The sequence below is a fragment of the Arthrobacter sp. FW306-07-I genome (assembly GCF_021800405.1).
Classification (GTDB): Bacteria; Actinomycetota; Actinomycetes; order Actinomycetales; family Micrococcaceae; genus Arthrobacter.
In genome coordinates this window covers 4,247,266-4,270,615 of the sequence record NZ_CP084550.1, presented here as the reverse complement: position 1 = coordinate 4,270,615, position 23,350 = coordinate 4,247,266, and the positions used below count along the sequence as shown (strand labels likewise).

Annotated in this window: 22 protein-coding genes; 5 read left to right on the top strand and 17 right to left on the bottom strand. The window is 66.5% G+C overall.

The features are described from left to right. Positions 1-323: 323 nt before the first annotated feature. Together gluQRS and LFT46_RS19800 are read left to right on the top strand one after the other, a co-directional pair. Positions 324-1,223 carry a tRNA glutamyl-Q(34) synthetase GluQRS gene (gluQRS, locus tag LFT46_RS19805; protein ID WP_236820795.1) on the top strand — a complete coding sequence of 300 codons (900 nt, stop codon included), beginning with the start codon at positions 324-326 and terminating at the stop codon, positions 1,221-1,223. A 9-nt stretch (positions 1,224-1,232) separates the two neighbouring features. After that, positions 1,233-1,841 carry an HD domain-containing protein gene (locus LFT46_RS19800; RefSeq protein WP_236800227.1) on the top strand — a complete coding sequence of 203 codons (609 nt, stop codon included), beginning with the start codon at positions 1,233-1,235 and terminating at the stop codon, positions 1,839-1,841. Here the strand turns inward: LFT46_RS19800 and LFT46_RS19795 are convergent. Continuing rightward, complete coding sequence (locus LFT46_RS19795; protein ID WP_236800226.1) at positions 1,838-3,154, bottom strand: ATP-binding protein; 1,317 nt, start codon at positions 3,152-3,154, stop codon at positions 1,838-1,840. The genes LFT46_RS19800 and LFT46_RS19795 overlap by 4 nt on opposite strands. A gap of 74 nt (positions 3,155-3,228) precedes the next feature. Next, positions 3,229-4,176, bottom strand: a complete 948-nt coding sequence (locus tag LFT46_RS19790; protein ID WP_236800225.1) for an L-lactate dehydrogenase — start codon at positions 4,174-4,176, stop codon at positions 3,229-3,231. Between the two features lie 87 nt (positions 4,177-4,263). Here LFT46_RS19790 and ggt point away from each other — a divergent pair, with 87 nt between their 5' ends. Continuing rightward, on the top strand, positions 4,264-6,096 hold the full coding sequence (ggt, locus tag LFT46_RS19785; protein ID WP_236800224.1) for a gamma-glutamyltransferase: 1,833 nt from the start codon (positions 4,264-4,266) through the stop codon (positions 6,094-6,096). 91 nt (positions 6,097-6,187) lie between these two features. Here ggt and LFT46_RS19780 read toward each other — a convergent pair whose 3' ends face one another. The 8 genes from LFT46_RS19780 to LFT46_RS19745 form a co-directional block, all read right to left on the bottom strand. Next, positions 6,188-7,702, bottom strand: a complete 1,515-nt coding sequence (locus LFT46_RS19780; protein ID WP_236800223.1) for an amino acid permease — start codon at positions 7,700-7,702, stop codon at positions 6,188-6,190. 22 nt (positions 7,703-7,724) lie between these two features. Then, complete coding sequence (locus LFT46_RS19775; protein ID WP_236800222.1) at positions 7,725-9,155, bottom strand: aspartate ammonia-lyase; 1,431 nt, start codon at positions 9,153-9,155, stop codon at positions 7,725-7,727. 8 nt (positions 9,156-9,163) lie between these two features. Continuing rightward, the gene (locus LFT46_RS19770; RefSeq protein WP_236800221.1) at positions 9,164-10,246 is read right to left on the bottom strand and encodes an asparaginase; all 1,083 of its coding nucleotides are present in this window, start codon (positions 10,244-10,246) and stop codon (positions 9,164-9,166) included. A 30-nt stretch (positions 10,247-10,276) separates the two neighbouring features. Then, on the bottom strand, positions 10,277-10,984 hold the full coding sequence (locus LFT46_RS19765; protein ID WP_236800220.1) for a FadR/GntR family transcriptional regulator: 708 nt from the start codon (positions 10,982-10,984) through the stop codon (positions 10,277-10,279). Between the two features lie 42 nt (positions 10,985-11,026). Beyond that, positions 11,027-11,662 carry a DedA family protein gene (locus tag LFT46_RS19760; protein WP_236800219.1) on the bottom strand — a complete coding sequence of 212 codons (636 nt, stop codon included), beginning with the start codon at positions 11,660-11,662 and terminating at the stop codon, positions 11,027-11,029. A gap of 182 nt (positions 11,663-11,844) precedes the next feature. Then, positions 11,845-12,462, bottom strand: a complete 618-nt coding sequence (locus LFT46_RS19755; RefSeq protein WP_236800218.1) for a uracil-DNA glycosylase — start codon at positions 12,460-12,462, stop codon at positions 11,845-11,847. A 102-nt stretch (positions 12,463-12,564) separates the two neighbouring features. Then, the gene (locus tag LFT46_RS19750; RefSeq protein WP_236820794.1) at positions 12,565-13,446 is read right to left on the bottom strand and encodes a cytochrome c oxidase assembly protein; all 882 of its coding nucleotides are present in this window, start codon (positions 13,444-13,446) and stop codon (positions 12,565-12,567) included. Then, complete coding sequence (locus LFT46_RS19745; protein ID WP_236822090.1) at positions 13,433-14,866, bottom strand: HNH endonuclease; 1,434 nt, start codon at positions 14,864-14,866, stop codon at positions 13,433-13,435. Before LFT46_RS19745 ends, LFT46_RS19750 begins: the two co-directional genes overlap by 14 nt. Positions 14,867-15,076: 210 nt before the next feature. Here LFT46_RS19745 and LFT46_RS19740 point away from each other — a divergent pair, with 210 nt between their 5' ends. Then, complete coding sequence (locus LFT46_RS19740) at positions 15,077-15,589, top strand: hypothetical protein (RefSeq protein WP_236820793.1); 513 nt, start codon at positions 15,077-15,079, stop codon at positions 15,587-15,589. A 17-nt stretch (positions 15,590-15,606) separates the two neighbouring features. On the opposite strand, the gene LFT46_RS19735 is transcribed toward LFT46_RS19740, so the two are convergent. From LFT46_RS19735 to LFT46_RS19715, 5 genes are all read right to left on the bottom strand, one after another. Then, positions 15,607-15,990 carry an RNA-binding S4 domain-containing protein gene (locus LFT46_RS19735; protein WP_236820792.1) on the bottom strand — a complete coding sequence of 128 codons (384 nt, stop codon included), beginning with the start codon at positions 15,988-15,990 and terminating at the stop codon, positions 15,607-15,609. A 34-nt stretch (positions 15,991-16,024) separates the two neighbouring features. Continuing rightward, positions 16,025-17,140, bottom strand: coding sequence for a sulfite oxidase (locus LFT46_RS19730; RefSeq protein WP_236820791.1), 1,116 nt, complete (start codon positions 17,138-17,140; stop codon positions 16,025-16,027). Positions 17,141-17,231: 91 nt separating this feature from the next. Then, positions 17,232-18,029: an SDR family oxidoreductase gene (locus LFT46_RS19725; RefSeq protein ID WP_442863700.1), complete on the bottom strand. Its 798-nt coding sequence runs from the start codon at positions 18,027-18,029 to the stop codon at positions 17,232-17,234. 63 nt (positions 18,030-18,092) lie between these two features. Beyond that, positions 18,093-19,097: an aldo/keto reductase family protein gene (locus LFT46_RS19720; RefSeq protein WP_236820790.1), complete on the bottom strand. Its 1,005-nt coding sequence runs from the start codon at positions 19,095-19,097 to the stop codon at positions 18,093-18,095. A gap of 39 nt (positions 19,098-19,136) precedes the next feature. Next, positions 19,137-19,787 (bottom strand): hypothetical protein, encoded by a 651-nt coding sequence (locus tag LFT46_RS19715; protein ID WP_236820789.1) that lies wholly within the window; start codon positions 19,785-19,787, stop codon positions 19,137-19,139. 196 nt (positions 19,788-19,983) lie between these two features. On the opposite strand from LFT46_RS19715, the gene LFT46_RS19710 reads away from it, so the two are divergent. Beyond that, the gene (locus LFT46_RS19710) at positions 19,984-20,352 is read left to right on the top strand and encodes a YchJ family protein (protein WP_236822089.1); all 369 of its coding nucleotides are present in this window, start codon (positions 19,984-19,986) and stop codon (positions 20,350-20,352) included. Here LFT46_RS19710 and LFT46_RS19705 read toward each other — a convergent pair whose 3' ends face one another. Next, entirely contained in the window at positions 20,353-21,261 is a 909-nt protein-coding gene (locus LFT46_RS19705; protein ID WP_236820788.1) for a TIGR04086 family membrane protein, read from the bottom strand. A 64-nt stretch (positions 21,262-21,325) separates the two neighbouring features. After that, complete coding sequence (locus LFT46_RS19700; protein ID WP_236820787.1) at positions 21,326-23,326, bottom strand: acyl-CoA dehydrogenase family protein; 2,001 nt, start codon at positions 23,324-23,326, stop codon at positions 21,326-21,328. Between the last annotated feature and the right edge of the window lie 24 nt (positions 23,327-23,350).

The following is a 23,350-nucleotide window of genomic DNA, read 5'->3' as shown; positions in this document are numbered from 1 at the left end:
GTTCTAGCGTCAGGAATTAGTCAGAGTGACCAATCCAACTCCTGCCGGTTGTCCCAACTGTATGGTGTCTGCTGAAATTGTGGCAACAAGGGCAAAAGCTACCGCTGGTCCCCTCAGGCTACAGTTTCCCGGCACACCACCCGGCACGCTGGACACCGCTTCCCGCAAGGAGGCCGCCGCTGGATGAGTCTTGTTCACACCACGCTCACTCTGCAAACACGGCAAGAGCCCCTGAGCTACCGACGTCGGAATTCCGCAGTCATCGGTAGCTGAGGGGCTCTTGTGTTGTCCTGGCATTCCGGTCTCCCGCATAGGCTGGGTCCATGACCTCCGCCGGCCGCTTTGCCCCCAGTCCCTCCGGTGAACTGCACGTGGGAAACCTGCGGACCGCCATCCTTGCCTGGCTCTTTGCCCGCTCCACCGGGCGCAGGTTCCTGCTGCGGGTGGAGGACCTCGACCGCGCCCGTGCTGGAGCGGAAGCCGTGCAGTTGCGCGACTTGGCCGCCATTGGCGTGACTTGGGATGGGGACGTCGTTCGACAGACGGATCGGCAAAGCCTGTACGCCAAAGCGATTACCCGGTTGCAGGAAGCGGGCCTGACCTACGAGTGCTTCTGCACCCGACGCGAAATCCAAGAGGCGCCCTCGGCCCCGCATGCGCCCCAAGGTGCCTACCCGGGGACTTGCCGCAACCTGGACCCGGCAGAACTGGAGTTCAAGCGGTCCCTGCGTCCTGCCGCCATCCGGTTGCGGGCGGATGTGGCGGAATACACGGTGCGGGACGTCCTCCGCGGCGACTACACGGGAGTGGTTGACGACCTTGTGCTGCGCCGCAACGACGGCGTGGTGGCGTACAACCTCGCCGTCGTGGTAGACGATGCCGAACAAGGCATAGACCAGGTGGTCCGCGGCGATGACCTGCTCCCGTCCACCCCGCGGCAGGTATATGTGGCGTCCCTCCTGAATATTCCCGTTCCGGAATATGCCCATGTTCCATTGGTGGTCAACCACGACGGCGCCAGGCTGGCCAAGCGTGACGGAGCCGTAACGCTGGCGGACCTGGCAGCCCGGGGCACTACTGCCGACGCGGTGCGGGACCATCTGCTCGGCTCATTGGGGCTCCCGCCGGGTCCGCTCGAACGTGCCTTGGCAGAGTTCAATCCCGAACTGCTGCCCAGGGAAGCGTGGGTTTGGTCCGCCCCGGGCGGCCGCTCTGCCCCGTAGGCTGGTGGCATGCCGGAACCCACTGATCAGCGCTCTGCCAGCAGTTTCACTCCCGAGACGGCCCGTGTCCTTGCCGAGGTGGCGCACAACCGCCAGAAGGACAAGCTCAAGCGGCCTTACAAAGACCACGTGCTGGCTGTGGGGGATGCGCTGGCAGACTTCGACGACGACGTCCGGATCGCCGGCTATCTTCATGACATTGCCGAAGACACCCCCATGACCCGGCAGGCTCTGCTTGAAATGGGGGTTTCCGAGCGCGCGGTCGACATCATTGAACGCGTCACCAATCGGCTGCACAGCAACCCCGATGACTACCTCGCCGGTATCCATGAGATAGCCCAGGACCATGACGCCGCCCTGGTCAAAATCGCCGACAACGCGCACAACTCACTGCCCGAACGCGTCCGTGCCCTTGCCGAAAAATGGCCCGATAAGCCGCCTGTTACCAAATACCGGGACGCCCGGCCGGTGCTTTACGCGGCCGTTGAAGCGGAGGAGATCCGCAAAATCCTGGCCCGCGTCAACCCTTGGCTGCTGGAGGAGTTCGACGCAGAGTTGGACGAGGCGGATGACACCGACTACGAAAACCTCCGATACGACGACGCTCCCGGGAGCTAGACCCGGCCCAACGCCTCGATGTCCTCCAGGAAGTCCGCCTGCACTTCGGGACTGACCGTGGTGCGCGTGTCGCCGATGGCGTCGAGGTAGTCCTGGGTGGAGGGGCCCTTCCGGACCGCCTCGCGGACGGAAACCCCGCCTCCGGAGGCCAGCCCGCCGTCGTCGTACACTGCTTTTTCCAGCGCCCGCTGGGAGGCGCTCCGGGCTGCGTACTCGATGTCAGCCGGGGAGAAGCCTTGGGTCTTCTCCACGAGCAGTTCCACGTCCACGCCGTCCACCACCGCCGCAGGGATGAACCGCTGCCACATCGCTTCCCGCGCCTGCCGGTCCGGCAGCCCGATGGGGATGACGTAATCGAACCGGCCGTGGCGCAGGAAGGCCGAGTCCAGGGCGCGGATGAAGTTGGTGGCGCAGACCAGGAGCCGGCCCGGCTGTTCACGGAACGCGGGGATGATCTTCAGCAGTTCATTCGTGACGCCCTGCAGCGGCGACGGCGGATCGCCCGCGCGCTGGGACGCGATCTCCTCCACCTCGTCGATGAACACCACGGCGTGCTCCAGCTCCGCGATCTCCAGGAAGGTCTCGCGGAGGGCACCGGCCAGGCCCTGGGGATCGCCGGCCAGGCGGGAGGGGAACACCTCCACGAACGGCCACTCCAAACGGGACGCGATGGCCTTGGCGAAGGTGGTCTTGCCGGTACCGGGCGGGCCAAAGAGGACGACGGCGCGCGGCGGCACCACGCCGAATTCATCCGCCAGGTCCGCCTCGGCGAGCGGCAGCACCAGGCGCCGTTCCAGCAGTTCCTTCTCCTTGCGCATGCCCGCCACGTTCTCCCACAGGTCGCGGGCCAGGACGCGGCCGCCCAGCTGGCCCAGGGCGCCGAGCTCCTGCCGCTGGACCGGGATGGTGCGCTCGAAGTAGCGCAGGTTCTTCTTGAGCGCGAAGCCGCGCCCCAGGAAGGCCTCCACCCGGGTTTCGGATTCCGGCATAAGGGCCGACAGTTTGTTCAGGCCGTGCGGGGCCATGCGGTTCTCGACGGCGGCAAGCAGCGAGGTGCCGATGCCCCTGCCACGGTACTCCGGCAGGGTGGCGAGGAAGACGATCCAGCCCTGGTCGTGCGCGGCGCGCCCGACGGCGGCACCCACCACCTGCTCGCCCTGCACCGCCACCACGGCGTGGTCCTTTTCGCAGGACGCGAGGACCTCTGACAGGGCGTAGACAGGCTCCACATTGTGGGCCTTGAGCGTCTCCCAGAGGTGCAAAATCCCGTCCAGGTCAGCCGAATGGAAATCCCTGATGCGCCAGTTGGTCATGCGTTGCTCCTGTTTGGTTCGTCGTTGAGCCTGCGTTGCCGCCTTAGCTGAGCATAGGTGACCGGGCGCGGTGGTCAGATTCCCAAGGCGTCCATGGTGTTGCGCAGGGTGTCCGCGGAATGCCGCAAAGCCGCCAGCTCGCCGTCGTCCATGGGTGTTTCCAGGACGCGGTGCACCCCGCCCCGGCCCACCACGCTGGGCAGGGACAGTGCCACCCCGGAGATCCCGTGCAGCCCCGACAGTACGGTGGAGACCGGCAGGACGGCGTTGTCGTCGCGCAGCAGCGCCTCCACGATTCGGGCGCCGGACAGGCCGATGGCGTAGTTCGTGGCGCCCTTGCCGGCGATCACCTTGTAGGCCGCCTGGACCACCTCCTTGGCGGTGGCGGCGAGGTAGTCGGGCGTGAAGATACGCTCGCCGTCGTCCGTCCAGTCCCGGATCGGGACCGGCCCGATGGTGGCGCCGGACCACAGCGGGAATTCGGTGTCGCCGTGCTCGCCCACCATGCTGGCGTGGACGCTGGTGACGGAAACGCCCGCCCGCCGGGCCAGCAGCCAGCGCAGCCTGGACGTGTCCAGCACCGTCCCGGAGGAGAAGATCCGCTGCGCCGGCAGCCCGGAAATCCGCTGGGCGGCCACCGTCAGCACGTCACAGGGGTTGGTGACCAGGACATAGACGGCGTCCGGCGCGCGCTCAAGCAGCAGCGGCATCAGCTGCTCCAGGATCCGCACGTTGGTGCCGGCCAGGTCCAGGCGGCTTTGGCCCGGATTCTGCTTGGCACCCGCCGTGATCACCACGACGTCGGCGCCTTCCGTCACGCCGATATCCCCGCCTCCGGTGACGGTTGCCGAGGCTGCGGCGAACTGGCTGCCGTGCGCCAGGTCCAGGGCTTCCGCCTCCGCCTTTGGCGCGTTGACATCGAACAGCGCGATGTTGCTGGCGGAGCCGCGGATCAGGGCGGCGTACGCCAGCGAGGTGCCGACGCTGCCCGCGCCCACCACTGCGAGTTTGGATCCTGCCATCGTGTCCGTCCCATCCGGAGTCGTTGAGAGTGTCCTACCCGAAGAGTAGCGTGGCCCACACCACTCGAACCCCATGTAGGAGCCACCATGCCACATCTCGGACGCCGGCTCGCGGCTGTTACTGCCGCGCTGGCAATGAGCGTCAACACCGGGGCCATCAGCCCCGCGTCTGCCGACCCCCGGCAAACCGACAAGAATCCCACGGCCACCGGCTACGGTGGGGCCGTCAGTACGGTGGACCCCGACGCTTCAGCGGCGGCCATCGAAGTCCTCAGCAAGGGTGGAAACGCGGTGGACGCCGCCGTCGCCGCGGCAGCCACCCTTGGCGTCACTGAACCGTACAGTGCCGGGATCGGCGGGGGCGGCTACTTTGTCTATTACGATGCGAAGTCCGGGAAAGTCAGAACCATCGACGGGCGGGAAACGGCACCGGCCGGGATCAAGCAGGATGCGTTCATCGATCCAGCTACGGGCAAGCCTTACCGTTTCACTCCTGAACTGGTCACCAGCGGCGTCTCGGTAGGCGTTCCCGGCACGCCGGCCACCTGGGAACGGGCGCTGGAACGCTGGGGCACACTCAGCCTGGGCGACGCCCTGAAGCCTGCCATCAAGGTTGCAGACCGTGGTTTCGTGGTGGATGAGACCTTCCGTAACCAGACCCAGGACAACCAGGCACGGTTTGCGGCCTTCACCTCCACCAAGGACCTGTACCTGCAGGGCGGCAAGCTGCCCGAGGTTGGCTCAATCTTCAAGAACCACGACCTCGCCGCCACCTACCGCATGCTGGCCAAGGATGGCATGAGTGCCTTCTACACCGGCCCGTTGGCGGAGGAGATCGCCAAGACGGTGCAGAATCCGCCCAAGTCCCCGGACACCACCCTCCCCGTCCCGGTGGGTTCCATGACGGCGGAGGACCTGGCCGACTACGAAGCCCTGGACCAGGATCCAACGCACGTGAACTACCGCGGCTATGACGTCTACGGCATGGCCCCCTCCAGCAGCGGCGGCACCACCGTTGGTGAGTCCTTGAACATCCTGGATGTGTTCAACCTTCCGGCGCTGAAGAAGGACCAGCCTGCTGTGCTGCACCACTACCTCGAGGCCAGCGCCCTGGCGTTCGCGGACCGCGGAAAGTACGTAGGAGACCCCGCATTTGTGAAGGTGCCGACCAAAGCCCTGACTGACCCCATCTTCGGCAAGGAACGCGCCTGCGAACTCGACCCCAACAAGGCGGCAACCAAGCCCGTGCAGCCCGGCGACGTCACCTCGTACGACGGCACCTGCCCGGCGGCACCGGCGGCGCCCGCCGATGAGAAGGACACCGAGAACATCTCCACCACCAATATGACTGTCTCGGACAAGTGGGGCAACGTGGTGGAGTACACGCTGACCATTGAGCAGACCGGCGGCTCGGGCATGGTTGTCCCCGGCCGTGGCTTCCTGCTCAACAACGAGCTCACCGACTTCTCCACGGTCTACAGCGCCACCGACCCCAACCGGATCGAGCCGGGCAAGCGGCCGCGTTCGTCCATGTCGCCAACCATCCTCCTGGAGGATGGCAAGCCGTTCCTGGCCCTGGGTTCCCCGGGCGGTTCCACCATCATCACCACCGTCCTGCAGACCATCGTCAACCGGATCGACCTGGGCATGAGCACCCCTGATGCCATTGCTGCACCCCGTGCGTCCCAGCGGAATACGGCCAGCGTCACTGCCGAGCCGGCCTTTATCGACAAGTACGGCGCGGCCCTGACATCCCGCTTCGGCCACAAGCTGACACCGTCGGGTGACTCGTTCACGTCGGCCTCTGAGATTGGCGCAGCCACCGCCATCGAGTTCCTTGATGACGGTCGCGTCCTGGCGGCCGCGGAGCCGGTCAGGCGCGGCGGCGGATCAGCCATGGTGGTCAAACCGTCCAAGTGACGGGCAGCAGCCACCGTTAAACCCCGACGGCGGCACTTGGATTCTGCGAATTCCAGAACCCAGGTGCCGCCGTCGGATGTTTAAAGCGCGGTTACTTCTTGAAGGTGTCAGCCGGGGCGTTGGCGACCACGGGGGACATTCCCGTGAAGCCTTCGCGGGTTTCGGCGATCTCGCGGATGCGCGTGCGGCAGGCGTACCAGCCGATGACCATGAGGATGGAGGCGATCGCGGTGACGAGCATGGTGAGCGGTGAGTCGATGAAGACCATGATCAGGACGCCGACCAGGAAGAGCAGTGAAAGGTAGCCCGTGTAGGGGGCGCCGAACATCCGGAACGAGGGGCGTTCCACCCAGCCCTTGTCCGCCCAGCGTTTGAGCTGGATCTGGCAGAGCACGATGGTGGCCCAGGTCATGATGATGCCCACGGAGGCGATGTTCAGGACGATCTCGAAGGCTTCGGCGGGGACGAGGTAGTTCAGCGGCACGCCGAGAAGGGAGACGACGGCGGTGATGGCGATGCCGCCGTAGGGGACGCCGGCTTTGTTCATGCGGGAGGCGAACTTGGGGGCCGAGCCGTTGACGGACATCGAGCGCAGGATCCGGCCGGTGGAGTAGAGCCCTGCGTTCAGCGAGGACAGGGCGGCGGTGAGGACCACGAGGTTCATGATGACATCCACGCCCTGGACGCCGATGGAGCCGAAGAAGGTCACGAAGGGGCTGACGCCCTTTTGGTAGGACGTGAACGGCAGCAGCAGGGCCAGCAGGATTACGGAGCCGACGTAGAACACGGCGATGCGGAAGACCACGGAGTTGATGGCCTTGGGCATGATCTTTTCCGGGTTTTCGGTTTCGCCGGCGGCGGTGCCCACCAGTTCGATCGAGGCGTAGGCGAACAGGACGCCCTGCATGAGGATGATCATGGGCAGCAGGCCGTTGGGGAAGATCCCGCCGTTATCGGACAGCAGGTTGATGCCGACCTGTTGTCCGTCCACGGGGGTGCCGAAGATGACGAAGTAGGTGCCGATGATGAGGAAGGCGACCAGGGCGGCGACCTTGATCAGGGCGAACCAGAATTCCATTTCGCCGAAGACCTTCACGGAGACCAGGTTCAGGGCCAGGACCACGATCAGGGCGGTCAGTGCCCAGGCCCACTGGGGGACGTCGGCCATCCAGGGGATGTAGTTGCCGAAGAAGTGCATGTAGAGGGCGGCGGCGGTGATGTCCACGATGGTGGTGGTGGCCCAGTTGATCCAGTAGAACCAGCCGGAAACGAACGCGGCCTTTTCACCGAAGAATTCGCGGGCGTAGGAAACGAACGAACCCGACGAAGGGCGGTGCAGGACCAGTTCGCCCAGGGCGCGCAGGATCAGGAACGCGAAGAACCCGCACACCGCGTAGGCGATGACCAGGGACGGGCCTGCAGCGTTCAGCCGGCCGCCGGCGCCCAGAAACAGGCCGGTACCGATCGCACCGCCGATCGCGATCATCTGGATCTGCCGCGGCTTCAGGTTCTTGTGGTAACCCTTGTCCTCCGCGTGCAGGGAGGTCTCGGTGGCATGCGCGTGCCCACCATCGATCAGGTGGTCTGGAAGGGGGGTGTTTGTCATGGGGGTGTCCTTACAAGACGGATTACTTGCTGAGGTTGGCCAGGCGTTCGGGGCTGAGGAGTTCCTGGAGCTGGGCGTCGGTGAGGAGCCCGTGTTCCAGGACCAGTTCCGCCACGCCCTTGCCGGTGGCAAGTGCTTCCTGCGCGATGGCGGTTGCAGTGGCGTAGCCGAGGTGGGGATTCAATGCGGTGACCAGGCCGATGGACTGCTCCACGGTGCGGCGCAGGTGATCGGTGTTGGCGGTGATACCCCGGATGCAGCGGGCCGTAAGGGTGCGGCAGGCTGCTTCCAGGTGGGAAATGCTCTTGTGGAGGCTGTGGACAATGATCGGTTCGAAGGCGTTGAGCTGCAGTTGCCCGGCTTCGGCGGCCATGGTGATGGTGACGTCGTTGCCGATCACCTCGTAGGCCACCTGCGAGACCACTTCCGGGATGACCGGGTTGATCTTGCCGGGCATGATCGAGGACCCGGACTGCACCGCCGGCAGGTTGATCTCGCCGAAGCCGGCGCGCGGGCCTGAGGAGAGCAGACGGAGGTCGTTGCAGATTTTGGACAGCTTGACCGCCACCCGCTTGAGCACGCCGGACAGGTGCACGAAGGCGCCCACGTCCTGGGTGGCTTCAATCAGGTCGACGGCGGTCACCAGCGGGAGTCCGGTGATCTCGGCCAGATGACGGCAGGCTGTTGCGGCGTAACCGGCGGGGGCGTTCAGGCCGGTGCCGATGGCGGTAGCTCCGAGGTTGATCTCGTGGATCAGCAGCTCGGCCTCCGCCAGGCGCAGCCGGTCCTCACCGATGGTGATGGCGTAGGTTCCGAATTCCTGGCCCAGGGTCATGGGGACGGCGTCCTGCAGCTGGGTGCGGCCCATCTTCACCACGGTGCGGAACTCCATGGCCTTGGCGGCGCAGGCTTCCTCGAGTTCTTCGAGTGCCGCCAGCAGTTCCCGGCCGGCGAAGATGGTGCCCAGCTTGACGGCCGTGGGGTACACATCGTTGGTGGACTGGCTGAGGTTGACGTGGTCGTTAGGGTGCAGCCGCGCGTAGTCACCCTTGGGGTGGCCCAGGATTTCCAGGGCGCGGTTGGCGATGACCTCGTTGGCGTTCATGTTCGACGACGTCCCCGCACCGCCCTGCACAACGTCCACCACGAACTGGTCGGCAAGTTTGCCGTCCAGGACGTCCTGGCACGCCTGCCCGATGGCGTCGGCGCGTTCGGCGTCCAGCAGGCCGAGCTCACGGTTGGTGCGGGCGGCGGCCAGCTTCACCGCCGCAAGGCCGCGGACCAAGTGCATGTTGGATGACAGCTTCTGGCCGGTGATGGGGAAGTTTTCCACGGCGCGAAGCGTGTGCACGCCCCAGTACGCGTCGGCTGGGACGTCCCGGTCGCCGAGCAGGTCGTGCTCCGACCTGGCTGGGGCGGAGGTGGCTTCCGCCGCGGTTTCGGTGATGGTCATGGTTGTCCTCACAGGGCTTCGTTGTCGGGCGTGGACTGGTTGGTGTTCAGGAAAGCAGGGTTCAGGAAGTCGGTGGCCAGGAGCTGGCCCACAGGGTGGCCGCCGCCCAGGACAGGGGCCGTGGCGATCCCGGCAAGAGGCTCGGTATCCATTCCCAGCGCTTCCAGGAGGCTGACGGTGGCGGGCATCCGGGCGCGGTCGCCGCCGTCGGAAATCTTTACGGCGACGGCGCTGCCGTCGGGCAGGCCCACCAGCTGCACGCCTTCAAAGCCGTCCTTGGCTACGGCGCCGGGGACCAGGCGCATCAGGGCGGTGACATCGCGGCCTTCCCCGGCCACCATCTCCGGGTGCCGCTGCATGGCGAGCCCGACGGCGGCCGCCGGGCTGCCGTCGTCGTCGTTTCCGTCCAAGGAGGCCGCGGCCGCCCGGGCGATCCGGCCGAAGGCTCGGGCCATGCCGCCCAGCGTCAGGGCGAACAGCGGGGTGCCGCAGCCGTCGGTGCTTACAGCTGAGGGCTCCTCGCCGGTCAGGTCGAGGACCGTTTCCGCCACGAGCTGCTGCAGCGGGTGCGACGGGTCAAGGTACCCCCGCACGGGCCAGCCGTTGATCTTGCAGGTGGCCACCATGGCGGCGTGCTTGCCCGAGCAGTTCTGGGTGATCTGCGTGGCGCTGCCCCCGGTGCGGAGCCAGTCCTCGCGCTCCGCCGTGCCGTAGGGCAGGTCCGTGCTGTTTTCCAGGTCGGTCGGGGCCAGCCCGTGCAGTTCGAGGATGCGCAAAGCGCCGTCCCGGTGTGCAGCCGCACCGGAATGGCTGGCGGCGGCCAGGGCCAGGAGGTCGGCCGGGAGTTCAAGGCCGGCGCGGACCATGGCAACCGCCTGGAGGGGCTTGAGTGCGGAGCGCGGGTAGAAGGGGGCCAAGGGATCACCCGCAGTTGCCGCCACTGAACCGTCGGCACCCAGGGCGATTGCGGAGCCGTAGTGGACGCTCTCCACCAGGCCGTCGCGCACGGTGGCGACCAACGGGGTGTGCTGCGGCAGGGCCAACTCGGCCGGGGCAGCAGTATGGGCAGCAGAAAAGACGGGGGAGGGCATGGGGTCCTTGGAAGGGTCGGTTGAAGCTGGCTAGTTATTGAGGATGGAGTCGAGGGCCACGCCCACGGCGTCCAGATGGTGCGCCATCGCAGCGCGGGCCTTTTCCGCGGAGCCGGACTCGATCGCGGCAAGGATTTGCTGGTGCTCAATGTCGGAGGCGTGCTGGCGGTCCGCCACCATGTTCAGTGTCTCGGACTGGTGCGCCAAGGCATCCCGGATGTCTGCCACGACGCTGGCAAACACTTTGTTGCCGCTGGCGCGGGCGATGGTGGCGTGGAAGCTGGAGTCCAGGGCCACCCAGGACTCCGGATCGGTTTCCACGGCCATGGCGGCGACGATCCCCCGCAGGATTTCCAGTTCCTCCGCAGTGCGCCGTTCAGCCGCCAGTCCAGCGGCCGGGACTTCGATGTGCGGGCGTGCTTCCGTCAGGTCGCGTGCCGAGTACTGCCCCAGGGTGAGGTCATTGGCCACCTTGCTGGCGACGACGAACGTGCCCTTGCCGGTCCTGGTTACCGTCAGCCCCAGGGCGGTGCAGGATCGGAGGGCTTCCCGAATCACCGAGCGGCTGACTCCATACACCTGTGCGAGGGTGGCTTCCGAGCTCAGTTTGCTCCCCACCGGAAGCGCGCCGGACTCGATGTCCTGGCGGATGGTGTTGAACACCGCCTCGGCAGCGCTCAGCCGGGCAAGGGGGCGGACTACAGGCTGTCCTGCTGTCCGGCTGTCTGACAGGTTCACGCCTTAAATATGGCACTGGTCACAGTGGGTGTCAAACTCTCCCTAGTCCTGCCGCTGGTTCGCTGCGCGCCGCCGCTGCTGCCGCCGTCGTGAGCGAAAGTGCCAGGCGATGAGCCCTGCCACCGCAACTGCGGCGATGACGACGGCGAGGTCCCGGCCCACTGCCTGGGCTACGGCCTCGTAGGAGTTGCCTGCGAGGAAGCCCAGCAGGACGAAGCCGATGCCCCAGACAATGCCGCCGGCAGCGTTGTAGGCGAGGAACCGGCCGTAGGGCATCCGGGATGTACCGGCCAGGGCGGGCATGACGGCGCGCAGGAAAGCGGTGAAGCGGCCCAGGAACACGGCGGAACCGCCCTTGCGCCGGAGGAATTCCTGCGCGTTTTCCAGCTTGCGGGAGTGCCGTGCCAGCACTTTTGTCTTCACGAGCCGGGCTCCCAGGTGCTTGCCGACTTCATAGCCCACGCTGTCGCCGATGATGGCGGCGAACACCACCAGGGCCATCATGATGCCCAGCTGCACCTCGCCCCGGCTGGCCACCACACCGCCCAGGACGGCTGCCGTCTCACCTGGGATCACGAAACCGACGAATATGGCGTCTTCGGCGAAGACCAGGCAGAAGACGGCTATGTACGCCACGATCGGGCTGACGTTCAGGAGTCCGTCGATGAAGCCCGTCATGGAACCAACTTTAAGCCCGCGGAGCGGGGACGGGGCCGGGCTTCACCAGGAATCTCCCGGCTGGGGATGCTGCCCCGGTTGGGCGCTTTGCGGAGGACGTCAAGGTTCAGCCTGGTTCTTTCGCCGGTCAGGTGTACCTACGAGTATGCGCAGGTGCGGCTGAAAGAAAGCTGTGGTATCCGTTAGAGGTGCTGGATTCCGGCCCGCTGCATCGCGTCCCGGTAGGTCTCCACGTTCTTGGCCAGGAGCTCTTCCTGCTTGGCCTCGGAAACAGCAAAGGCCCTGCCGCCAAGGGCAGTGGCCTTGTAGATTTTGATGCCGTTGTTCTTCAGCGACGAGTGGTAGGTCTTCTCGAACAGGGTCAGGAACGTGGATGCATCCGTACCGTGGGCGATGATGGCCGAAACGCGGGAGTTGATCTTGAGGAACTGCCGGAATGGGCGGAGGCCGTCGGTCTTCTCCTGGACGCTAAGGGCCGACGGGCTGCCGCTCTCGCGCACCCAGGGATAGGCGTTCCAGGGCATGACGTAGCGGGGGTCCAGTTCTGCGAGCTCATAGATTTGGGTCGCACGGCGGGCCGCTTCGTCATCGTTGTAATGGGAGACAAATCCCGATTCCGTCCCCTTGCCGGGGCTGGCCTGGAGGCTGATGATCCTGCATTCATCTTCGTCGTGGACGGGGTCGATGTAGGGGACGGTGGAACCCGGCTTCTTTTCCATCAGTTCATCGCACAGTTGGGTGACCTGCGCGATATTCGGTTCCTGCAGCAGGGCCTTTTTTTCGTCCCAATCAATCGTCACGATTTCTCCTTGGCAGCGAGGCGTCCAGAATCAGGCGTCCTATGTCACTCTACGCTTCCCCGGGGAGGGGTGGGCACACCGAATTTTTTGGAGCAGGCCAACCTAGTCCGGGCCGCGCAGGTGCTGCTTGTGCAGTTCGCTGAGCTGCTCATCGGTCAGCTCGTCAAAGGCGCCCGCTTCACGCTTGTCGCTTCGTGAGAAGCGAACGAACATAAGGATGATCAAGGGGAGGTCCAACACTTCGCAGATGAACCACAGCAGATTTCCCGCAAACTGCTGGTCCTGGAACGCGTCCCTGAACCACCACTGCGGGCTGGGGACTGACATCACATGGTCAAGCACCTGGCCGTTGAGGCTAAGCAGGATTCCGGGGATCGCATCGATCAACAGTTCGATGAACACGAACATGAATTCCAGGGTCAAGTAGGCGCTGGACCGCTGGAAGTCGGATTCCTCGATGATGGGCAGCGCCATCAGCATGCCAAGCAGAGGTACACCGAGGGTGAGGAGTCCGCCGGCCACGGGATCTGTCCGGAGCGTGTAGAAAGCTGGGGTCAGGAATGTGGAAAAGAGCGCCAGCCCCAGCAGTGGCGCGCCGAAAGAGTTGCTGACGAACCTAGCAGGCCGGCTGGCCAGGACCGTGTTTAGGGTGTCTATGCCCTTGGCGGGCAACGCTGTCCTGGCCAGGGTGAGTGGCTTTCCCAGCCCGATAAACAGCGGAACAACAAAGAGCAGCATGGAGATCTTGATGGTGAACGCCCACCGCTGCTGCGCGCCGTACACGCCGGTGAACCCACAGGTCAGGACAACAAAAGAGCCCAGGCCCAGGACGTAGAACGCAACGGCCCGCCACACGGGCCAGCCCTGGCCACGGCGGGCGGCTGAGCGCATTCCCCACCCGTATAAGACAGCGGCCACGACGACGAAGGCGGCGGCGGCCCAGTCGAGTTGCCAGGAGGACATCAGGATCTCAAGGGGTGGCACGCGCCAAGGATAGCCGCCGTTCCTGAGAGCTGCATGACCGAGTGCCTCCCCTGGGCTGCGCTCCCGCCGGCGGGGTTCCGGGGAGTGGTGGTGCGGTGGAGTGGTAGGTGTGGCCTGTTGGAGTGGAGGTTGCCACGGTGTGGCGTGCACCCGGGACGGGTTTGGCGGTCCAGCCAGGTGTTTCCTTGGCGTGGTTGCAGGCTTCGCAAAGTCCCTGGCCGTTGCCGGTGGTGGTGGGGCCGCCGCTGTGCCAAGGCCTGATGTGGTCGTGGTGCCTGATCGAAGCGTCGCAGTACGGGGTCCGGCACGTGTCGTCCCGGACCTGGAGGAAACGCTTCAAACCCGCCGGGAACAACCGGGCTTTGGAGTCCATCGCCACCAATTCACCTGTGCCGGGGGCGGTGTAGAGCCTGCGGATCCAGAGATTCAGGTTGTGACGGCCGGACGCGTCCACGGTGGCGTCACCAGCGACTTCAGGGGTGGCCGCGGCATCCGTGGCGGTGCCGGCAATGCTGCGAAAACCGACGCTGCTGGTGCCCCGCGCTGTTACGGGCGTTCCCGGGGCTGGTTCGCCGGTGAGGGCGATGGTCCGGGCCCACACCGCCGGGATGACACCATAACCGGGCAGCCGTGCGGGTTCGGAGTCGGCTTGGAGGAGGGTGTGGTCGGTCATGACGAGCTGGACCTCCACGCCTTTGATCCCGCCGGGGGTGCCGGTGACCCTCTCGACGAGGGTGTCTGCCATGACCTGCCCCCGCGACCTCTCATCCCCGGCCGAACGTAGCGTGTCGGCATCCCGGGCCAGGGCGGCGTAGGCGGCCACCCCCTGTGAGACGGGGAGCAGGGCGGTCAGGTACGTCATGGTGTCCGGGGCCGGGCGCAGGCTCACACACCGCTCGGCCACGGCCCGGGCTGCCCGCTTCGCGACCGAGGCGGGGTCGCGCCGGTAGGCGGCGGCGCGGACGGCGGCGGTGATGGCTTTGTCGCCCATGTTGTCGAGGGCGCCGGTGTCGGCGGCGAGTTCCTCATCCACCCCGGCCCGGTCCTCCGGGGAGAGGCAAATGGTTTCCTTCACCACCAGCGTGGCCCGCCACTCATTCAACAAACCACTTCGAAATGCGGTGGAGGTGTGCGGCATCCCGGTGAGGGTTTTGGCTAAGCCCAGCAGTCGAGAGCCCTTCGCCGGCGACTCCCGCCGGGCCAGCGCGACCTGCGCCGCCACCCCGGCACCCTGCTCCCCGGCAGGGACCCCGGCGGCAGCCTGCACCTGCCGCTGCTGACGATCAAACGCCACAGCAACCTCGGCCTGCTGCGCACCCGCCAGGCACTTCAGGTCCTCCAGACCGCGCAGCTGGTCCATCATCCCCGCACCATCCGCAGGGACCGGGACGCGGGCCAACAGGCTCAGGACATCACCCATGGAAGGGGCGGCGGGTTGAACAGCAGGCGGGAACCGACGCCCCTCAGCAGCAAACAGCCCCCGAGGCTCTGCCTGCAGCACTCCCGCCGTCCCCACAACCGCTTCCATAACCAAAGTCTTCCACCAGGGTGTGACATCGAGAGCCACCGAAAACCCCTATGTGGAAAACGCAAAGTCGGCGGTGGTCCCAGGCCTGCTGTTCAATGGATTATGCAGTTCACCAGGAAAGGCCTGAAGGCCGAAGGTTTCGCCGGCTTCCGGCCGATCCGGGACCTCGAGACCATGAGGATCCCACAGGGAACAGGCCTCTTCGCCGTGATTGCCCCGGACGGCTTCCAGCCCCGCCTGCTCACGAAAAGCACCGCAGGCGTCTTTAAGAAGAAGGACCCGTCCCTCCCCGCGGCCGCGTTAGCCGCCGAGTGGGTGGACGCCGCCGTTGTTCTATACGTGGGAAGGGCCGGCCCCGGAAGCAAAAGTAACCGCGGACTTCGGCGCCAGATTCAGGAATTCGTTGACTTTGGGCAAGGGAAGCCGCCCGGCCACTGGGATGGGCGGCTTATTTGGCAACTCGCCGACGCCGGGTCACTGGCCATTGCGTGGAAGGAACTTCCGGCGGACCAGCTGAACCGCGCAGAAGCGGGTTACCACGCTGCTTTTGTGGAGGAATTCGGCCGTTTACCGTTCGCTAACCTCGTACAGGCACGCACCAAGGCAGGCGCCTGACGTCGCCAGCACGTCTGTCACGCAGGCCCGCGAAGCCGCTCCATCTCCCGGCGGTCCTTCTTGGTGGGCCGGCCGGCGCCCCGGTCCCGCTGAGGAAGTCCAAGTGCCGGCAGGACGGGCCGAGGGGGAGTGTGGTCGGTATAGCAGTGGGAGGCGGCCTCGGCCCCCACGCGTTTGGCGATGAGCCGCCGCACCTCGAGGATGCGTTCGTATCCGGGCATACGGACCGTGACCGTATCGCCGGTTACCAGGGTGGCCGATGCCTTGGACGGGTTGCCGTTGAGGCGGACATGCCCGGCGCGGCAGGCTGCGGTGGCGGCAGAACGCGTCTTATAGGCGCGGACGGCCCACAGCCAGGCATCGATGCGGACGCTGGCGGGGGAGGAAGGGAGGCTGGTCATGATTGGCACCGAGTATAGCCCCGGGCCCGCAACTTCACTCCACCGTCACGTGCACCCGCTGCACCACATTGTTGCCCATCCCTTGCAGGTTCCAGTTCTGCTCCAGCGGCTGGCTGGCACCTGTGATGTCCGTCGCGCGGCAGGAAAGGACATGCTCGCCGGGGTTGGCGACCCAGGGCAGGCTCCACCTCCGCCACGCGTAGCCACCCGCCGGCTTGTCCAAATGGGCGGGCAGCCAAGTGCCATCGATTCCCACGTCGACGGCGGTCACGGCACCTTCCCCCGACCACGCCCTGCCCACCAGCAGGACTGGACCCGCGCGGAGGAACCGCTGCCGGGTGAAGAAGTCCGGAACGCCCGGCGGGACCATCAGCGAACGCACCCTGATCCGCGAAACCGGCGTGCCGGCGTCGTCCGCGGAGTCTTGGTAGCGGTACGCGACCTCCTGCTGGAAGCCGGCGAAGGGCGTCTTTACCACCTCGATGGACTCCAGCCACTTCACGCTGGCCATCCCGTACCAGCCCGGGACCACCAGCCGCAGGGGGTAGCCGTGCTGCGGCGGCAGGTCGGTGCCGTTCATTTGGTAGGCGAGGACGACGTCGGGACGCAGCGCCTCGCGGATCGGCAGGCTTCGTGCGTAGCGCTGGGGGACGCCGCCCTGTACCCCGGCGTCGGCCCCGGTGAAGACCACCTCTACCGCGTCCGGGAGCACCCCCGCTTTGCCAAGGAGGTAGGCAAGCGGAATGCCGGTCCAGTGCGCCGTACCCACCGCCTCCAGGACCCATGGCTGGCTCAGCGGCCGCGGCTCAAGCAGCGACCGGCCGTTCCCCGCGCACTCGAGCGTCACGGGAACGGTGATGGCCGGGTCCCTGCGGAGCGCTGCCATGCTGAGTTCCAGGGCCCGTTCCACTGCCCCGCTGATCCGCAGATGCCAGGACGAACCGTCGAGGTCCGGGATGTCGAAGTGCGTCAGCACGTAGTGGAGCCCGGGCGGGGTGACGTCGCGGCGGAGTGCCTCCAGCGGCATGGAATGGTTCCGTGCGGCGAGCTGCAGTTCCTCCCGGGTGAGCGGACCGGACGTGGGCTGCGCGGCGGTGGCAGGAGCCGGCGCCGGCCCCTGCCGGGTTGACTGAGGATTGCTGTATTTCATGGCGGTGCGATTCTGCTTGGCGGACTGACAACGCCCCCGGCACCAACAGGTCTACGCCGGGCCACCACGCCCGTCAACGGGTTTGAGCCGGCTAAAGCACCGGCCGGGTCAGGAACTCCGCAAGCGTGATGGGGTCCTGCCCGGTGAGGCCGTGGACGTCAGGCGAAAGCCCTGCCATCTCGCCCGCTGCCATGGCCGTGTAGGTGCTGACCCAGGCGTCCAGCTGCCACTGCGGAGCGCCGTAGGAGGCCCGGGACGCGTAGGCTTCCTCCACCGTCTCCGGCTGGTAGCGCACGGTCCGCCCGGTCCCTGCGCTCAGTATCTCAGCGGCCTGCGCCATGGACAGTTCCTCCGGGCCGGTCAGGTTGTACGTCATGCCCTTGTGGATGGCGGGATCGCGCAGCACCGCGTGGGCGGAGCGGGCAATGTCCTCCCGCGCCACCCCAGAAAACACGCCGTCACCGGCAGGTCCGCGGATCACGCCGTCGTCCCCGGTCATCAGCGGCAGGAAGTCCAGGTAGAAGTTGTCGCGCAGGAAGGTGTAGGCCATCCCGGACGCCTTGATCCGCTCCTCCGTGGCGTAATGGTCCCTGGCCAGGGTGAAGATGGCATCCGGCGCGGCCCCATAAAAGGACGTGTACACCACGTGCTCCACCCCGGCATCCGCGGCGGCGTCCACGAATGCATAGTGCTGCTGCAGCCTGTCCTCGGCCTCCGCGGCGGACACCATGAACAGGACTTTCGCCCCCTCAAGGGCGTGCCGGGAGGCGGCGCCGTCCCCGTAGGAACACACCACCGCGTGCGCGCCGTCCAGCTGCGGGGCCCGCGCGGCGTCGCGCACCAGCAGGCGCTGGGCGAAACCGGACGCGGCAAGCTGCCGAGCCACCATTCCGCCCAAGCCTCCGGTGGAGCCGGTGACCGCGAGGTCCGGCAGTTCCGACGGGGACGCCACTTACGCTTCCCGCGTGGCCGGCGATTTGGTCTGTGCCGGGTCCCGTTCGGCGAGGCCGCCAATGGCGTCGTCGATCCGCTTGAGGACCTCCGCCTCCAGCTTCACGCCAGCGGCGCCTACGCTGTCGGCAATCTGTTCGGGCCGGGATGCACCCACAATGGCGGACGCGACGTTGGGGTTCTGCAGCACCCACGCCACGGCCAGCTGAGGCATGGACAGCCCTGCCTCCTGGGCAATCGGCTTCAGTTCCTGCACGCCGGCCAGGACGTCGTCGCGCATCCAGCGCTGGATCATCTTGGCGCCACCCTTTTCATCCGTGGCGCGGCTGCCTTCGGGAGCGGGTTGGCCGGGCAGGTACTTGCCGCTGAGGACACCCTGCGCCATGGGGGACCAGACAATCTGGGACACGCCCAGCTCTTCCGACGCCGGGACCACCTCGGCTTCGATCACGCGCCACAACATGGAGTACTGCGGCTGGTTGGAGATGAGCTGGAAGCCCAGTTCCTTGGACAGCTTGTGGCCCTCTCGGAGCTGCTCCGCGGTCCACTCGCTCACGCCGATGTACAGCGCCTTGCCCTGCCGGACGATGTCAGCGAACGCCTGCATGGTCTCTTCCAGCGGCGTTTCGAAGTCGTAGCGGTGTGCCTGGTAAAGGTCCACGTAGTCGGTCTGCAGCCTGCGCAGGGACCCGTTGATGGATTCCATGATGTGTTTGCGGGACAGGCCAAGATCGTTCTTGCCCTTGGGGCCCGTGGGGCCGAAGACTTTGGTGAAGATTTCCAGGGACTCGCGGCGCTCATCCTTCAGGGCCTGGCCCAGGACGGTCTCCGCGGCCGTGTTCGCGTAGACGTCCGCTGTATCGAAGGTGCTGATGCCGGCGTCGAGGGCGGCTCGTACGCACTGGGTGGCGACATCGTTCTCCACCTGCGAGCCGTGCGTCAGCCAGTTGCCGAACGTGATTTCCGAGACTTTGAAGCCGCTGTTTCCGAGGTATCTGAATTCCATGTGTTCACGCTAACGCAGATGGTTGCTCAGGGTAAGGGCTTAGCCGTTCTCCTTGGCCTGTTCCTTGAGCACCTGCTGCGGGCCGGCGAGCGACACGAGGGACCCGGTATCCAGCGGCGGCACCGGGTGCAGCGGCTGCGGCTTCTTGAATGACCTCGGCATTTCATGCGGCGGTCGGTGGTTGTGCAGGGCGGACTCCACCAGCGGGGCCACTTCGGAGACCTTGTCCGCAGGTACGGCCGGGTCCGGAAGATCCCGGACCGACAGCTTGATTTCGGGCCGTTCCGCACGTGCCCTGGCTTGGGCGCGCTTATCCGCCTCGGCAACGGCGGAGGCCCAGTCTTCAGCGAGGACCGCGGGTTCAGGGCGTGCGGCGGCAAGCTTGGGATGGCGTACGACGGCGGTGCGGAGCGACTCCTTCACCCGGTCCGGCTTCAGCGCGGCGGCCCGTTCCCGGAGCGGCTTGCGGGGCTGAGTGCGGCCGGTTTCCCCGTTGGCGAAACGCCCTTCGCCGGTCCTGCCCGGAACGCGGCCGAACAGGGCCATCAGCACGAGGGCGGCCAGCCGGCCAAGGCCCGCGAGAACCAGGGTGACGACCCCCAGCAGGAAGAGGACTCCGAACATCATCAGGGCCACGCCCACAGTGCCAAGGAAGGTCAGGTTGAGGACGAGAGTGTCCGGGTGGTCCACGTCATCTCTCCTCTCTGCCTGCATCCTGGGCCTGCGTCCGGGCAACAAATGCCGGACCCGAAAGCTCCTTCTCCACCATACGGATTTTTGGCCGGACGTGCCGCCGTCCACAGCATCATGGCCGGGGTTGTAGCGAACCTGTTACCGGATGTGACAGCATCGCCGGGTGACCGAGCCAATTGATTCCTTAAACTGCATGTGCCTGTCCGGGGAGCCGTACAACGAGTGCTGCGGCCGGTTCCATTCGGGCCGGGCCCAGGCGGCAACCGCGGAGCAGCTGATGCGGTCCCGGTACAGCGCATTTGTCCGGCTGAATGAGGATTACCTGCTGCGCACCCACTATCCCTCCACTGCGCCGGCGAGCCTTGACCTGGATCCGGCCATGGAGTGGCGCCGCCTGGACATCGTGGCCACCGGCAAGGGCGGCCCGTTCGATACCGAGGGCACTGTGGAGTTCAAGGCGTATTACCGGCACGGCAAGGAACGGGGCGTCCTGCACGAGAACAGCAGGTTCGTCCGCGAGGGCGGCCGGTGGTTCTACGTGGACGGCGACATCCTCGCCTGACTACTCTTCGTCGTCGTAAAACTCGCTGTCCGGGGTGAAGCCGGCGCGGTCAACCTTGCGGTGGAAGCGCATGCCGGCCAGGCCACCGAGGATGGCCCCGATGAGGGCCACCGCTGCCACCACGACCGCGGCGATGATGCTGGTGGTGGTGAGCTGTCCCTCGTTGATGGGGATGCGGGGGAAGCTGTTCAGGTTGGCCAAAACGTTGAACTGCTGCCCTGCCACCAGCCCCAGGATCGCTACTACGATGGCCGCGATCAACGCCCACACCCACACCATGAGCCCCTGCTTGGCGCCGTTAAAGCGCGCCATCCGGCCGGCAACGTAGCCGCCGCTGTAGTAGGAAAGGAACAGGATCACCAGGAGGACGATGATGCCCACCAGTCCAACCGTGCCGCTGTTCTGCGCGGCCTGGTTCACCGCCTGGTTGACGTCCGTGTTGTTGGCGAGCCCCACCGCGGTCCCCGCGGCGGCCACCAGCGCAGTCAGCAGCACAGCCATGCCGGTGGCGGTCAGCCAGCCAAAGAACGCCGAACCCACCTTGATGCCGCCGAACCGCTCCCTCTGGCGGGCGACGGCGGTTTCCCTGTCCGCGAGGCCGGCGTCCACCACGGGGGTGGCAGTGGTGGGGGCCGGCTGGTACTCCCGCTCCGCCTTGGGCGGGGTCGCGTCGTAGTCGCGTTCGGCGCTGAGGTCCCTGGCGCGCTCCCGGTCAGAGAGGCGCTCCCGGTCCACTGAACGGGCAGTTGCCCCGTCCCGGGCCGGTGCCCCTTCCCGGGCAGGCGCCTGGTCAAACGAGCGCGTGGCCGTGTCGTCCGCGGCTGCGTCGCGGTAGCTTCCGCTGCGGGTGGTTTCGTCCTCCCGGGCGCGGCGGGGAGGCAGGTTCTCTGGGTCCGTTGAGCTGCTCATGCCTCAACTCAACCACCCGCCCCACCTGATAGCAAGCGTGCTTACTATTTTGTGACCTGCGGTTTTACCGGTATTTCCGGTGCAGGTCCTGCTTTTTTGACGGGCCCGGCGACGCGTCGGCAATCCACGGGCCGGTGCCTTCCGACTGGTCCAGGACTCCCGCCTCAAGCCAGGTGTAGTCGCCGGCCAGGACCTTGCGCGTCAGCTCCCGGTCGGCGTCGTCCGTGTTCCGCCACAGCTGGTCGAAGTACTCGTCAACGCGCACCTTGGCCTGCTCGCAGTAGGCGTCGGCCAGCTCATAGGCGCCAGCGGCCTTGTCAGGGGAGGTCTTGAGGAGCATCTCGGCGCGGGAACAGCAGGCCGTCATGGCGAAGAGTTCAGCGCCGATGTCCACCACGCGGCCCAGGAATGCCTGCTTCCGCTCCAGCTTGGCCTGCCACCGACCCATGCCGTAGAAGGTTTGCCGCGCCAGCCGCCGCGACGAGCGTTCCACGAAGCGGAGGTGCTTGGCCAGCCTGCCGAACTCGCTGTAGGAGCGGGGGTCCATGCCGGCGCCGGCCACCAGCTTGGGCAGCCATTTGGCATAGAAGCTGGAAGCCCCGACGGCGGCCTTCGCTTTGTCGGCAAGGCTCGCATCCAGGGACGCAAGATCGCCCGCGGCCGCCAGGTGCGCATCCACCGCTTCCCGGGCGATCAGCAGCCGCATGATTTCGGAAGAGCCTTCGAAGATCCTGTTGATGCGCAGGTCCCGCAACTGCTGCTCGGCCGGCACCGCACGTTCACCGCGCGCAGCGAGCGACTCCGCGGTCTCAAAGCCCCGCCCGCCACGGATCTGGACCAACTCATCCGCGATGGTGCAGCTGATCTCCGTGGCCCACAGCTTTGCAAGCGCCGCTTCGATCCGCACGTCCTTCTGTCCGGCGTCCGCAAGCTCGGCCGAGAGTTCAAAGACCGCGTCCAGGGCAAAGGCCGAGGCCGCGATGAAAGCGATCTTCTTGCCTACGGCTTCGTGTTCGCCCACGGGCCGGCCCCACTGCGTGCGGGCGTTGGACCATTCGCGGGCAATCTTCAGGCTCCACCGCCCGGAGGCCACGCAGAGGGCGGGCAGCGCCAGGCGGCCGGTATTAAGCGTAGTGAGCGCGATCTTCAGGCCCTGCCCTTCGCGGCCCAGTCGATTGGTGGCCGGCACCCGCACCTGGTGGAAGCGGGTCACCCCGTTCTCGATGCCGCGCAGGCCCATGAACGTGTTGCGGTTCTCCACCGTGATGCCCGGCGAGTCCATTTCCACTACGAACGCGCTGATGCCGCCCTTGTGCCTGGTGCCGTCCGGGTCGGTGTGCGCCGGCACCACCGCCATCACCACCACGAGTTCGGCGATCACCCCGTTGGTGGTCCAAAGTTTCACGCCGTCCAAAAGGTACGCGTCGCCGTCGTCCGTTGGCGTTGCGGTGCTGCCCAGGCGGGCGGGATCGCTGCCCACGTCCGGTTCGGTGAGGAGGAACGCGGTGACGGCGCCGGCGGCACAGCGCGGCAGGTACTCGCGCTTCTGTTCCGGCGTACCAAAGACTTTTACCGGCTCCGGCACGCCAATGGACTGGTGGGCAGAGATGAGGGCACCCAGGCTGGGGTGCACGCTGCCCAGCAGGGCAAGGGCGCGGCCGTAGTACACCAGCGAGAGCCCAAGCCCGCCGTATTCCTCCGGGATCTTCATGCCAAAGACGCCTAGATCCGCCAGGCCCTTGATGTAGTCGTCGGGAATCTTCGCATCCCGCTCAATGACGCGGCCGGACATGGTTTTGGCGAACTCCGTGAGGCGGGCCATAAAAGCCTCGCCCCGTTCCACGGACGCAGGGTCCGCGGCGGGCCAGGGATGGACCAGATCCAGGTCGAAGCTGCCAAGGTAAAGGCCCTTGGCGAAGCTTGGACGGTCCCAGCCGGATTCACGGGCGGCTTCGGCGACGGCCCGGGCATCTTCAGCGGTGGCCCCGGCGCCGATCTTGCCGGCCGGGACGGGGGTCTCATCAGCCGGGGCGTCCTTGGCCTGGCTGTCAGTGGCGGAGGTCATGAGTCATCTCCTTGGCCGGATGGC